The sequence below is a fragment of the Nostoc sp. CMAA1605 genome (assembly GCF_021596505.1).
GTDB lineage: Bacteria > Cyanobacteriota > Cyanobacteriia > Cyanobacteriales > Nostocaceae > Trichormus.
Genome location: NZ_PJIZ01000058.1, coordinates 1 through 13,296 on the forward strand (window position 1 = coordinate 1; position 13,296 = coordinate 13,296).

General features: G+C 41.4%; 13 protein-coding genes and 1 tRNA gene. 4 read left to right on the top strand and 10 right to left on the bottom strand.

From position 1 onward, the window contains the following. Positions 1–299 precede the first annotated feature (299 nt). Entirely contained in the window at positions 300–665 is a 366-nt protein-coding gene (locus CV014_RS18670) for a hypothetical protein (RefSeq protein WP_236143393.1), read from the bottom strand. 113 nt (positions 666–778) lie between these two features. Continuing rightward, positions 779–1,291 (bottom strand): hypothetical protein, encoded by a 513-nt coding sequence (locus CV014_RS18675; protein ID WP_236143394.1) that lies wholly within the window; start codon positions 1,289–1,291, stop codon positions 779–781. Positions 1,292–1,487: 196 nt separating this feature from the next. Between CV014_RS18675 and CV014_RS18680 the strand changes: the two genes are divergently transcribed. Continuing rightward, complete coding sequence (locus CV014_RS18680; protein ID WP_236143395.1) at positions 1,488–2,036, top strand: hypothetical protein; 549 nt, start codon at positions 1,488–1,490, stop codon at positions 2,034–2,036. Positions 2,037–2,155: 119 nt separating this feature from the next. On the opposite strand, the gene CV014_RS18685 is transcribed toward CV014_RS18680, so the two are convergent. From CV014_RS18685 to CV014_RS18700, 4 genes are all read right to left on the bottom strand, one after another. Beyond that, positions 2,156–2,530: a hypothetical protein gene (locus CV014_RS18685; RefSeq protein ID WP_236143396.1), complete on the bottom strand. Its 375-nt coding sequence runs from the start codon at positions 2,528–2,530 to the stop codon at positions 2,156–2,158. Between the two features lie 200 nt (positions 2,531–2,730). Next, positions 2,731–3,114 (bottom strand): hypothetical protein, encoded by a 384-nt coding sequence (locus CV014_RS18690; protein WP_236143397.1) that lies wholly within the window; start codon positions 3,112–3,114, stop codon positions 2,731–2,733. Between the two features lie 177 nt (positions 3,115–3,291). Beyond that, on the bottom strand, positions 3,292–3,579 hold the full coding sequence (locus tag CV014_RS18695) for a hypothetical protein (protein ID WP_236143398.1): 288 nt from the start codon (positions 3,577–3,579) through the stop codon (positions 3,292–3,294). A 348-nt stretch (positions 3,580–3,927) separates the two neighbouring features. Beyond that, entirely contained in the window at positions 3,928–4,905 is a 978-nt protein-coding gene (locus CV014_RS18700) for a DUF1517 domain-containing protein (protein ID WP_236143399.1), read from the bottom strand. Between the two features lie 1,139 nt (positions 4,906–6,044). On the opposite strand from CV014_RS18700, the gene CV014_RS18705 reads away from it, so the two are divergent. Next, entirely contained in the window at positions 6,045–7,256 is a 1,212-nt protein-coding gene (locus tag CV014_RS18705; protein ID WP_236143400.1) for a glycosyltransferase family 4 protein, read from the top strand. A gap of 109 nt (positions 7,257–7,365) precedes the next feature. Here the strand turns inward: CV014_RS18705 and thiS are convergent, their stop codons facing one another. The 3 genes from thiS to CV014_RS18720 form a co-directional block, all read right to left on the bottom strand. Beyond that, a complete protein-coding gene (gene thiS, locus CV014_RS18710) occupies positions 7,366–7,578 on the bottom strand; it encodes a sulfur carrier protein ThiS (RefSeq protein WP_103135990.1) in 213 nt (70 codons plus the stop codon). A gap of 224 nt (positions 7,579–7,802) precedes the next feature. Then, positions 7,803–8,906 (bottom strand): thiamine phosphate synthase, encoded by a 1,104-nt coding sequence (locus CV014_RS18715; RefSeq protein WP_236143401.1) that lies wholly within the window; start codon positions 8,904–8,906, stop codon positions 7,803–7,805. Then, positions 8,881–9,093: a hypothetical protein gene (locus CV014_RS18720; protein ID WP_236143402.1), complete on the bottom strand. Its 213-nt coding sequence runs from the start codon at positions 9,091–9,093 to the stop codon at positions 8,881–8,883. Before CV014_RS18720 ends, CV014_RS18715 begins: the two co-directional genes overlap by 26 nt. Before the next feature lie 253 nt (positions 9,094–9,346). Between CV014_RS18720 and CV014_RS18725 the strand changes: the two genes are divergently transcribed. Together CV014_RS18725 and hflX are read left to right on the top strand one after the other, a co-directional pair. After that, positions 9,347–11,056, top strand: a complete 1,710-nt coding sequence (locus CV014_RS18725) for a DUF1565 domain-containing protein (RefSeq protein WP_329608398.1) — start codon at positions 9,347–9,349, stop codon at positions 11,054–11,056. A gap of 256 nt (positions 11,057–11,312) precedes the next feature. Next, positions 11,313–13,052: a GTPase HflX gene (gene hflX, locus CV014_RS18730; RefSeq protein WP_236143437.1), complete on the top strand. Its 1,740-nt coding sequence runs from the start codon at positions 11,313–11,315 to the stop codon at positions 13,050–13,052. 118 nt (positions 13,053–13,170) lie between these two features. Here hflX and CV014_RS18735 read toward each other — a convergent pair. Next, positions 13,171–13,242 (bottom strand) — tRNA-Lys (locus CV014_RS18735). Between the last annotated feature and the right edge of the window lie 54 nt (positions 13,243–13,296).

The window sequence follows — 13,296 nt, forward strand, 5'->3', positions numbered from 1 at the left end:
TTTTGCTTACCTTTGGCATAGATACAAACAATTGTCATAATCTGGATGTATCTGCGTCACATACACCTGTTAGCTTAGAAATATCAAGATACTTTACTCAAGACTAGAGGATCATTCGCCTTCTATGTCTACCCTGATTTTAGCTACATTATTAGTCAGTTTAATTACTGCCTCTGGTTACGCTGCGATCGCCTATTTGTTTCCTCAAATAATTCCCAAGACTAAAAGCATTTTGTAATTTTAACAATGGTGCGTTAAGTTCTCCCTAACGCACCTCATTTAATTAACATAGCTACTAACTAGCGTCGCAAATAGCTAAAACTGGGGTTTGGTCTGCCGACAAAACAGGAACGATTAAAGTTATATTTTTTGATCACTGCTAGAGACTGTTCGGCTTCTGCTTGATTATTATTGAAATCAAACATCAAATGATTACCATCGACAATTTTCCAGCGATTATTAATTTGACTAACAGTTGCAGTTCCTGGATTGAAAGCAACACAATCTTCACCAGCAATAGCACCAGATGGAGCAGAATTATTTGTCAATAGATACTGAAATGAAGGCTGTGGTCTGCCAACAAAGCAGGATTTGTTCATTTTATACTGCCTGATAGTGCGGAAAGCTTTAACTGCTTCATCTTGTTTACTACCAAAGTCGAACATCCAGTGATTGCCACCCTCAACTATTTTCCAGCTACCATTAACTTGTTTGACAGTAATATTATTCGGGTTAAAAGCAATACAATCTTCTTGGATTTCTGAAATTTTCTGCGCTACTAAACAGAATTAGACCGGTAAGTTTTATTGAGTCTTCTATCTTTTAAAACAATATAGACAGACTTGGGAGGTGTTTTTCCTGTTTCCACGGCGAACCAAAGGCTATTTAGGTCTTTGGGAGATGAAAACCCACAAAAACCATAGATAGGCTGATTTGTTTGAGTATCAAAAATATCTACCCAAGTCCTAGAAGAATTATTATTTTTTCCACAAGGCGGTAAATTTGGAGCTTTTTGAAATATTTCTGGGCTGATTTCATCCCAGTTAGATACTCCTAATCTATATCTTTGAAGGCTCACGCCATTAATAGTTTCTGATTGCGAACCCTGGAAAACTAGTAATGGATTCGGTACATTCAATGCTATTTGATTGTAATTTCTCTCAACTGTGGTATTACTCCTCAATTGTCCCACTGTTGACGTTTGGACAGCAGCAGAAACACTACCCAAACTAGATAACATCCATCCTACTGTCAATAAACTGGAAAACTGAACATAGTATTTGCTTTTCATATTCACGCAGGCTCCAAAAAGTAAATTTATCTATCAACGCATCAAAATCTTGACTTAAGGATAGATATGTTTGAAGCTCAAACTTTATGCAAGAATCATCTATACTAATCAGCCTGAATTTTTTATCTTAACTGATGTAGCTTGGGAATCTAGAGAGGATTCACAAGCAAACGTCAACATCTTATGAGATTACTGTATGACTCAAACCACATCAACAACGTCTATCAACAAGCCAGCCAAGAAAAAATTGACGGGATTACCCAAAGATTCCCTCATTTCTCTTCATGTAGTCACGATCGCAGCTTGGTTTGGTGTAGCGTTAGCAATGATGTTAATGGCATTGGCTAACCTTCAGACTACCAATGGAGATGAACTGTATGCAATTAACGCAATGGTCAAGTTCCTAGATGATTTTGTTGTAATTCCACTGGCGATCGCATCCGTACTGACAGGGACATTACTTTGCTGGTTAACTGTCTGGGGATTTTTTAAGTTTTACTGGGTAATCACCAAATGGATTGCAACCACGACGTTAATTATCTTCGGGACATTTTGGTTAGGCCCCTGGACAAATTCCATGACTGCGATCGCAGATATAGAACGAGCCAAAGCTTTAAATAATCCCTTATTTATGTTTGATATTCACGGCGTAATTATTGGCGGTGGTATTCAGCTAATTTGCTTATCAGCAATTATTGCTATTTCCATCATCAAGCCTTGGGGAAGAAGGGTAAATAGTCAATAGTCAATAGTCATTAGTCATTAGTCATTTCTTCTACCTTGTCTCCCCAATCCCCAATCCCCAATCCCCAATCCCCAATCCCCAATCCCCAATCCCCAATCCCCAATCCCCAATCCCCAATCCTAAGTGCTAGCTGAATCATCCTCCGGTAAGATTTGATTAATACCAACTACCCAAGGCATACCTTGATTGACTGGAGAACTAATACTGATCTTGGCATGATTGGCAAATAACTTTAATCTGCTAGCCAAGTAAGGCACATTCATCATCACATTCTGATAACTTTCAATATCGTGACACACCATAATTAACATCAGAATGCCACTATTAACTTTAAAATACCAGTGACAGCTTGAGAGCAAAATACGTACTTTATGCCTACAAGCTAAATAGAATTTTGTCTTCGTTACCTCTTCTAATTGACTGAGTAATATTTCACTAATCAGAGTAGTTTTATGTGTGGGCAAATCGTCGGGAGATAGATATGGTTGCTTCATAGATTTTCGCCCTAATTGTCAAGTTTGATAAACTGATGTAACCTCAGCAATCTTTATTCCATTGTCAGTTACATCGGGTAGAAACATAACCTATAGTAATGCCCGTTCACTCCCTTACAACTGTTTATATATTTGAGTTTGGCTGTTCTCTCATTTTCCTTAGATTTCTTTAGTAATTAGGCTACAAAAGTCAATATTAGTTAGTTTTTCGTGACATCTATTTCATTCGCATTTGGAATAATCCAAGCAATCCAAATCTCAAAGCCATGCCCTGATTGACTTTGGTCGATACGCTTGCCAATTAACTTAATTTCTTGATTAACAAAAGGTAACAATAATTCCTCTTCTCTTCGAGTGATATAAACACTCAAATTTTCTTGACTTGTTTCTAATCTCAAAGGCATATCTCTTGTATTTGGGCCAAGCCTGACTGTAGAGGTTCGCAAAATTCCTGTAAGGGTGATTTCAGTATTGGGATGTTCTTTATAAAAGGATTTATCAGCAAAAATCTTTAAAGGCAGTGTATTTGCTTGCATAATAGGTGAATGGACGATGGGGGCGAATAATGGAGAAGATTTGCTCACTCCATTTGACTGACAACCTAACGCCGTATTCAAGAAGATAACCAGAATCCAACTGATATAAAGAATGTTGTATTTCAATTTAATGTTAGGTGCTATTTCTACTCCAGTTAATTTGACAAGATACTACAAAATTTGAATTTCAGTTATCGAGTTATGAATAGTAGGTGATTGTGATCCTTACGCCGACATTCCAGATATTACGTAAGAAATACTTAAGGCAATCATTGCCAAAACTACAGGTATTATCGTAGTAGCCTCTATTTTTCTTGTCTTGACTACTTCTATCAAAGAAATAGGAACAATTAAAGGCCAAAAAATTGTGGTAATCAAAAACATCAAAAAAGATAGGAATTTATCTTCAGGGGAAGAATGCGGGTGACGCAAAGCAAAGCGCAGCCAGTTGGCGAAAAAGTAACAACTCATCAATACGTAACTGATAATTAAAGCTAATTTTAGTTGGTGCATAGTGATTATTCCTGAAGCTTTAGTATATTGCTTACAATAACTGGTATAGTTTGAGTAGACAATGTATTTAATAGAAAAATCATAAGGATTTAAAAGCAGTATTTATCTTTATTGACAAACAAATAGATTGATATAAATGTTCTGTTTGAGAGTCAGATAAATCCTCAGCAAATTCCGAAAGTATCAAAAACTGTAATTATACTTAAATTAAGTTGCATTTTCAGTAGTCTGTGATTAGCAATCATCACCACAAATAAAAAGGCTTGTAGTAAGGACTTTAGTCCTTTTTTTTGAGAACTAAAGTTCTTACTACAAACCTTTAATTATTTACCCTGTTCTACTTATGGCTTAAACCAATTTTAAATCGGGATACTCTGCAAATAAATCATCTGATGAAAGGGTATCGCCTTCTGCTTGGGGAGTCCATAATACTTCCAATGCTAAAAGTTGATCTGCTGGAATGCTACCAATTTGTCGTAAAGCTTGGCGCAAATCATCAGCATTATTAACTGCTGGAATTTCAAATTTGCCTAGTGTGGCTGTTAATAAGGTGACAATAATATATTCACCAGGGCCTTCACTAATTAAACGGGTGGGGTTATCGAGTTCACTAGATGAAGGTAAAGCTTCTTGAGCTAAAGCTGCTCTCAATTGGTTGTTAACATTTGAGAGAGTTTCTGAGCTAAATTTGCTGCGTTCTGCTAATGCTAGACGGTTAAATTGACTTTCCGCAGCATTTAATCTGGCTTGTTGTGTACCAGTAGCAGCATATACGCAATATTCAGGATGGCGCAGTAATGCGAGGGTTGTTTCTTGCAGAATTTCTGCGCGTCCCTCTGGGGAGTTAGTATCAGCAACTTCCGCAATGCGGTTAAGTTCTGGTTGTAAGTCTCGTGCTTGTGCTAGTAGCCCAACTTGTAAGCGGTTCACACTCACAGAAGGGTTGCTGTCATAACCAATATCTTCGCCTCCACCATTGGAAACACGACGGAAGGTTTGAACCAAGAAATTCGCGATCGCCAAGAAGATTAAAATAGTGAATAAACCACCAAATCCTCCGCCAATACCCCAAAACGGAATCAAGAAAGGAAAGCCAAAACCGCCACCAGGATACGGTGCGTAGTAACCTCCACCACCAGGAGGTGCATAGGTGCGAGGAGTATAAGTCCGACTAGAAGGCATTCTAAACGAGCCACCACCAATTCTGCCACCGCTACGGGCAGCTAATGCACCATCAGCTTGACTTAAGGCTAAAACCAACACCAAACCCAGGGTAAAGACGGTTTTTAAGAGTGGTTTGATAGCTTGTTGTAGTTTTTTGGACATAATCACAATTTGCTTGAAAAACGGCTGTTGTTTAATTATTTTTCTCTACTGGGAGTATTTATTTAGGGATTTGATACCAACCCGTAGTTAGCAGCAAGTAGTTGATTGGTAGTACAGCTACATATCCAATCTACCGCGTCTTATCTTAGGGCAGCAGCAAACCGTAGAGGGATTTCTGTAGTGGATAACCGTACCTCGGAATTTATTCCCTTTGCTGGAACTTTGTAATTAATTAATGATTACTAGAGAGTCAATAGTCATTAGTCATTAGTCATTAGTCATTAGTCTGTAGGGGCGGGTTCTGTGAAATATTCACTTTTTCAAACAGATATTTTGGTTAAACCCGCCCCTACATTAGTCATTAGAAGATTTGAGGGGAAATATAAAAATAATTTTCGTTTATCGTAAACAGTCAATCACACAAACAGAAAAATTAGAGTTTTTGCTTAATAAACACTTTACTTAAGTAGCTATAAAATTCTCATATTTTATCTTCTAAAATATAGTTATAACCACCTGGATGCACTCGATTTTCAAGACAAAGTATCATTATCTTCTCCACTCAGTCAGTAAGTCGGTGGGAAAAACACAACTATGTTAATAACAGTCAACCAGGCTAAAACCCTCTTTTCAACTGCCTGACCTCAACTACCAAATATTTACACCTTTCTACTGACAATCAGGTGCAAACTACAGCAGATAGCAGGTAGATGAAGCACGGAGTTTCAGCACTCATCTAGATGACAGAGGAATTTTAACCCTGTTCGCTGCTCTCCGTATACTTATGTCTTCATCACAGATGTTTCTGTAAAGTAATGTAAATTTTTTTAAAAAAATTGTGTAAATACCTAGCGTTTCGGTTTGAGTTGTTGGCTAAAAGAAAAAAAGAGGAGAAAATTTAGATACTAGGGTCAGTGGATTCATCAGTACAATCATCAAGAAAAATAGATGTTCATAAAATTACTGAATGGAGGTAGTGGAAGAAATTAAAAAATACAAAGAAATAATGGTGGATGTAAGCAACTTCTCGGCTATTTCTGATAGTGAGTTTACTCAAGGCACACTGTATTAATACGCATAGATACAGTGATGAGGATGAATAATTACAACGGATTTGCTGTCAATCAATCAAAATCAACATGGAACAAGTCTCGCAACTAGCAACAAAGATTAGAGATAAAACTGCATCGCCGGATATTTTAGTCATCTCGCGCCTGTTTTTGCCGAAGGAAGCGGTGATTGGAGAATATCTCTACAATCGCTGTTTGCAAGATCCAGAGGAAGTAATTGTTTTGACTGCTAGTTGTGCGGGTGATCAAGTATTTGACCAAGCGCAACAGTTTCCGGTGTATCGCTGGCCTAATCTGAGATACTGGTTAGGTAGTTTTCTGGGTAATTTTTTACAACCTGGGTTTAATTTAATCTGTTCATTTGTACTAGCAATCAAACTCTATTTTCGTTACCACTACAGCTACATTGAATGGGGACATGGATACGAATTTCCGGCTTTGTTGCTGCTGAGTTATGTTTTACCTGTACGCTTTTTCATTTACTTGCACGGTAGAGATTTAGTGTATGCTGCTCGCAATCCCTTATGGCGATCGCTATTTAAACTCACCCTCAAACGCGCCGCCGGAATCGTCTGTAATAGTTCCGCTACACAAAAGTACCTCAGAAACACCTTTCGCTTACAAACACCCACCCATGTGATTCACCCAGTAGTCAGACCAGAAAAGTTTGGCTTAGGTAATAACTCCCAAAATTTAGATGAATTAAGGTCTCAAATCCGTCAAAACTACCATATTCCTACCACAGCAGTAGTCATACTCTCAGTAGGACGCTTAGTCAAACAAAAAAGCTTTGAACGTGTCATTGAAAACCTACCACTACTGTTAACCATTGGTGTGGATGTTCACTATATAATCTGTGGTCAAGGTGATTGTGAGTCCGAACTAAAAGCTTTAGCGCAAAGATTGCGAGTAGACAAGCGAGTACACTTTACAGGTTATGTACCTCCAGAAAAACTAGCAAGCTACTATGCAGCCTGTGACATCTTCGCCATGATGACATCATCTAAGACAGCAACTAGCTACTTAGAAGGTTTTGGGGTAGTTTCTTTAGAAGCCAGTTATTTTGGTAAACCTGTAATAGCCTCTCGTAATTCGGCATTAATTGACATAGTGCATCATGAGGAAAACGGCTTACTAGTCAATCCTAAATCCGGCTACGAAGTGTTTCAAGCTTTTAAACAACTATGTCAAGACCAACAGTTACGAGAGAAACTTGGTCATCAAGGTAAAGAACTAGCCAAACGTAGGACTTTGCATCGTTCCTTATATCTTGGGGGATAGGGGGGGACTGGGGATTGGGGACTGGGGACTGGGAGACAAGGTAGACAAGGTAGACAAGGTAGATTGAATCCCTATTTCCTATGCCCTATGCCCTATGCCCTATTTTCACCTATCCGCCACCTACAATTGTCACCACTTCTAAGCGATCGCCTGATTGTACCGTAGTTTGTTCCCAGAACTGACGGTGTAAAATTTCGCCGTTATACTCCACCGCCACCAAGCGAGGATTAAAACCCAATTGTTGGAGTAAATCAGGTAAAAGAGTTTGGGAAACACAACTATGAGTTTCCCCGTTTACTTGTAAAGTAACTTGAGCAGACATAAACAATTCACAGAGAGGGGATTGGGGATTGGGGATTGGGGACTGGGGACAAGGTAGACAAGGTAGACAAGGTAGACAAGGTAGACAAGGTAGACAAGGTAAACAAGGTAGACAAGGTAGGAGATGAGAAAAGCCGTTCCCTGTTCCCTGTTCCCTAATGACTAATGACTAATGACTAATGACTAATGACTATTGACTATTGACTATTGACTATTGACTATTGACTATCTCACTTTCACTCGATTGAGTTGAGAGAGTAAATATTGAGTTACTAAAGTAGGTTGTTCAGCTTGTATGAGCGATCGCACTACTGCTACCCTCTCTGCACCACTATCAATTACATCATTAATATTATTGGGATCTATGCCACCAATGGCAAACCAAGGAATAGTGCTATTGTTTGCAGCGTAACGGACGTATTCTAAACCAGCCGCAGGTTTACCCTGTTTGGTAGGAGTTTCATAAACTGGCCCGACTCCTATATAATCTGCTCCTTCTGCAATGGCTTTTTGCATTTCTTGGGGATTGGTGGTAGAACGACCAATTAAACGTTGTGGGCCGAGTAATTGGCGGGCAATGGCAATGGACATATCCTGTTGTCCCAAATGTACCCCATCGGCATCAACAGCTAAAGCTAAATCTACTCTGTCATTCATCATAAATAGTGCGCCGTAGCTATGACACAATTCCCGCAGCTTGATGGCCTGTTCTAAACGCACTGTATCATCGGCTTCTTTATCACGATACTGTACTAAAGTCAATCCACCTTTAAGGGCAGCTTCTACAGTTTCTAGTAAATTATCAGAAGGAGATGTTACCAGATATAAACGCGATCGCCACAATAATTGATGACGTTCGTAACCCATCAAATTAGTTTCTAGGGTGTAAACCTGATAACGCATTTGCTTAAAAGCTTTACCCATACTGGGGTGATAAAGCTTACCGTATTCTTCTACTACCCGCAAAGCTTCTTGGACACGGCAAAAATTCGCCTGTAACAAAGACTTGATCCCCGAACGTTGTTCTTCTTGGGGGTGACTTAATTCTGTACCGATATCTCCTGCTGTGTCTCGCGCCGTCCTCAACTCCGCAGTATGCCAACTAGCGACTTCTTGGCGTAGGTGCTTACACTCCTCTGTCATGGAGCTATTATTCAAACCAAACCGACACCACTCTTCAATAATTCGCAAACCTTCACGCGCACGATCTAAATTAGCATCTAAAATGCGGTAGACAACCTGCTGTATATGCTTTTGTTGACCTTGGGCTGTGACCATTACAACAACCCCATTAGTAGTGCTTTCATCGTAATAGCCAGCCTCTTTCATAGTTGCAATCTACCTCGATAATTTGGGAATAGGGAATGGGGCATTGGGAATAGGGCATGGGGCATTGGGCATAGCGCATGGGGAATAGGGCATAGAGCATTGGAGTAAAATCCACCTTTCTTGTCTCCCTTGTCTCCCTTGTCCTCTTTGTCTCCCCAGTCCCCAATCCCCAATCCCCAGTCCCCAATCCCCAGTCCCTCACTAATTACTTTGTAATCAAAATAGTCAATTGGTCAATATAGCGGATAACATAATCGACATACTGAAATATTTGCAAGTGTGAAAACTTATTATTAGTTCTAAGGAGTGGTGTGAAGGTGATTTCCCTCATTTTGTCGCCTAGATATCTTAGATTAAATGCTTTGCTATCTCAACCATCTAAGATGGTGTCAGCAAAGTATCCAATTTTTAGTTTCTCCTTAATATGCACCTTGGGGGTAGTGGGCATAACGTTACTTAGCAGCAGCTTTTGTCGCGTTGTTGCTCAAGTACCACCTGTATCAAATCAAATGCCCCTGGGTGAAAGAACAATCTCTCAGGTTAATATCCTCTTTGTCAACCCTAGTGTCGGAGATGACAAAACAGGCAATGGCCGTGAAAATGCTCCCTGGCGAACAATTACCCAGGCTTTGCAAGTTGCCACGGCTAATACAGTGATTAAATTAGCTCCTGGTACCTACAGTGAGGCAACAGGAGAAGTGTTTCCTTTAATGCTCAAGGCTGGTGTCACTATTCAAGGAGATCCCAGCAACCAAGGACAGGGAATCATTATTCAAGGTGGTGGACAATTTCTCAGTCGTAGTTTTGGCGGACAGAACGTTGCTATCGTTGGGGCTAACCAAGCTGTGTTAACGGGGGTAACTGTAACTAACACAAATCCCCGTGGTTACGGCTTATGGATTGAATCTAGTAATCCAGTAATTACGGCCAATACATTTACAGGTAGCACTCAAGATGGTGTAGCTGTAGCTGGTAAAGGTACGCCGACAATTACCAAGAATTACTTTGACCGCAATGGAGCTAACGGAATCACAATTAGTGGTACTTCCCAAGCCCAAATTCGGGAAAATATCTTTGTGCAGACTGGTTTCGGTATCAATGTGACGCAAAATGCTGCACCGATATTAATAGGTAATCGACTGCAAGATAATCGAGCCGGGATTATTGTCCAAGGTAAGGCTCGTCCCATTTTACGCCAGAATGTCATCACAAATAGTAAAGAAGATGGGTTAGTAGCGATCGCCCAAGCCCTACCCGATTTAGGTAACGCCACGGAAGCAGGCCAAAATGAATTCCGTGATAACCAACGCTATGACATTAACGCCAGTGCTGCTAAACAGCTGGTTGTGGCAGTCGGTAACACCATCAATACTCAACGCGTCGCTGGGCAAGTAACTTTTAATCCCCCAGATGTTACCCCGACGGATAACCAGCAAATAACTACTAATAATGAAATTGTCTTTGCGGCTCCCGGCGCGACTGACGAGCCAGCAGCACCAAATCCCAGTCAAAGTCAGTTAACTACCTTAACCCCAGCAAATACACCCCTGACTTTACCTAAATACAATCAACTCCCTGCATCAGTTCCCCAGCGCACACCCACCAGCAACAGCACACGGAAAACACCAGTAGCCAGCAAAAAAACCACTTCTTTACCACCCGTACCAACCCAAGCTGCACAGTTCAATTATGTGCAGATTGATCACAATACTATTGAATTTGCTGCACCCCAAACAGAAACACCATCATGGCCTGCGAACCTCTCACCATCCCAGCCAACAGCAAACATACAAGCCCCTACAGTGAATACTGCGGGAAATAATCAGCCGTTACTCGTGCCTAATGGTGATATTCCCCTGGGTAATACCCAGAATATGCGAAAAATCTCCGCACCACAGACTTATACAACCAGTTTTGCCAGTAATTCTTCATCTACAGCCGCAGGTGTGCGTTACCGTGTGGTAGTAGAGACATCCAGCGAAACCGAGCAAGAATTAGTAAAAACCCTTGCTCCTGGTGCTTTTCCCACCATTTGGCAAAGTCGTAGAGTCATGCAAGTAGGTGTGTTTAGCGATCGCAATAATGCCGATGAAATGCAAAAAGTTCTTAGTAGTAATGGCTTACGTACTATAGTTGAACCACTGAATTAATCAGGACTTACGCATCAACGGGGGATGAGTAATGAGTAATGAGTAATAAGTAATGAGTAATAAGTAATGAGTAATAAGTAATGAGTAATGACTATTGACTACCCATTACTTATTGCTCACTACTTTTTTAAAATTTTGAATTTTGAATTTTGAATTGCTCTCACAACCCCTAAAAGATTGAGTTTGGTGTTTTAGCACTGTTGTAAAATAGACAATAGAAGGATTCGGGGGGCCAGTTTACTGGTCAGAAACGCCTATAGAAACTATTTTCGGAAATCTTCAGGGTTTAAAATCCAGTCAGCTGAAACAACTACAGCGACTGTACCACCAACGCATCCCAGGCGATCGCATCACTACGCCTGAATTCTCCCAGCGTTTGGCGGCTATTAGCACGGAAATTAACCTACCTGTATGTGCCTACGTCAACCGTCGCGGACAAGTGATTCGTGTTGGCGTAGGCACTCCGCGTCAAACCCAAATTCCTCCGATGGAATTACCCCGTTATGGTGCGGAGCGTCTCAGTGGTATCCGTTGCATCGCTACTCATCTTAAGCCAGAACCGCCTAATGAAGCGGCACTGACCGCAATGGCTATGCAACGTCTAGATGCGTTGGCAGTAATTAATATTACTGGGACAGGGTTTACACGGCGTGGTGGTGGGGCTACAGGCTACGTTAAAGAAGCCTATTTAGCGCACTTAGTCCCGCAAGATGCCCGTGTGTTAACTCCTAGTGTCGCCTTGTTGGGGTCGAGCAATGGTAAATCTGCTAGTTGGAGCATTTCATCACCTTTAAATTTAGAGGAACTGGCACAGCAAGATTTCCTCGATTTGGTGGAAGGGCTAGAAGCAGAATTCAGCCGGGAATTTGTCGCCCAGGAAGTTGATGCCGACCACGATCGCGTGTTAATTGTGGGTGTGATGACTGATGAAATGTCACTCCAACAATTTCACGACACCGTGGCGGAATTGGCGCGCCTAGTAGATACGGCTGGTGGTGATGTATTACAGACAGTACAACAAAAGCGATCGCGCATCCATCCCCAAACCGTCATCGGTGAAGGTAAAGTCCAAGAAGTCGCCCTCACAGCCCAAACCTTGGGATGTACTCTTGTCGTCTTTGACCGCGACCTCTCACCCGCCCAAGTCCGTAACTTAGAAGCGCAAATTGGGATTAGAGTCGTTGACCGCACTGAAGTTATCTTAGATATCTTTGCTCAACGCGCTCAATCCCGCGCCGGTAAATTACAAGTGGAACTGGCACAGTTAGAATATATGCTGCCTAGACTCACTGGTAGAGGTCAAGCAATGTCTCGATTAGGGGGTGGTATTGGGACTCGCGGCCCTGGTGAAACTAAATTAGAAACCGAACGCCGCGCCATTCAAAGACGCATTTCCCGACTACAACAAGAAGTCAACCAATTACAGGCACATCGTTCCCGCTTACGCCAACGCCGCCAACATCAAGAAGTTCCCTCAGTGGCGTTAGTTGGTTATACCAACGCAGGCAAATCAACCTTATTAAATGCTCTCACCAACGCCGAAGTATACACCGCCGACCAGTTATTTGCGACTCTCGACCCCACAACACGCCGTTTAGCGATTCCTGGGGCTGAAAATGGTGAAACCCAAGAAATTCTGATTACAGATACAGTAGGGTTTATCCACGAGTTACCCGCATCCCTCATGGATGCCTTCCGCGCCACCTTAGAGGAAGTCACAGAAGCTGATGCTTTACTACACTTAGTAGACTTATCCCATCCGGCTTGGTTGAGTCACATCCGCGCAGTGCGGGAAATTCTCGCCCAAATGCCAGTCACGCCCGGCCTTGCATTGGTGGCTTTTAACAAAATTGATCAAGTAGACAGCACAACTCTAGCTTTAGCCCAAGAAGAGTTTCCTTTAGCTGTGTTTATTTCTGCTAGTCAGCGTTTAGGACTAGAAACCTTACGTCATCGCCTCAGCCAGTTGATTCAATACGCTGTGGATTCCCGATAGACGAGTGTCTTTACTAAATATCAAGGCAATGTCGTGGTGGTTGAAACTACGACATTTTTTATTTACACAGAAACCGGGATAATAACTATTCGATTTATATACTAGATTTAGGATTTTATGGGTCGCCCGGGATTCGAACCCGGAACTAATCGGTTAAAAGCCGAGTACTCTACCGTTGAGTTAGCGACCCGCTTTGCATTTCGCAACTTAACTATTATAGCACCAATATCTGTAGATTTGTAAA

Bases quoted from the DNA above. Each gene is read 5' to 3' on its own strand.
- CV014_RS18670 (WP_236143393.1), bottom strand. From the start codon at position 665: ATGTTCGACTTTGGTAGTAAACAAGATGAAGCAGTTAAAGCTTTCCGC.
- CV014_RS18675 (WP_236143394.1), bottom strand. From the start codon at position 1,291: ATGAAAAGCAAATACTATGTTCAGTTTTCCAGTTTATTGACAGTAGGA.
- CV014_RS18680 (WP_236143395.1), top strand. From the start codon at position 1,488: ATGACTCAAACCACATCAACAACGTCTATCAACAAGCCAGCCAAGAAA.
- CV014_RS18685 (WP_236143396.1), bottom strand. From the start codon at position 2,530: ATGAAGCAACCATATCTATCTCCCGACGATTTGCCCACACATAAAACT.
- CV014_RS18695 (WP_236143398.1), bottom strand. From the start codon at position 3,579: ATGCACCAACTAAAATTAGCTTTAATTATCAGTTACGTATTGATGAGT.
- CV014_RS18700 (WP_236143399.1), bottom strand. From the start codon at position 4,905: ATGTCCAAAAAACTACAACAAGCTATCAAACCACTCTTAAAAACCGTC.
- CV014_RS18705 (WP_236143400.1), top strand. From the start codon at position 6,045: ATGGAACAAGTCTCGCAACTAGCAACAAAGATTAGAGATAAAACTGCA.
- thiS (WP_103135990.1), bottom strand. From the start codon at position 7,578: ATGTCTGCTCAAGTTACTTTACAAGTAAACGGGGAAACTCATAGTTGT.
- CV014_RS18715 (WP_236143401.1), bottom strand. From the start codon at position 8,906: ATGAAAGAGGCTGGCTATTACGATGAAAGCACTACTAATGGGGTTGTT.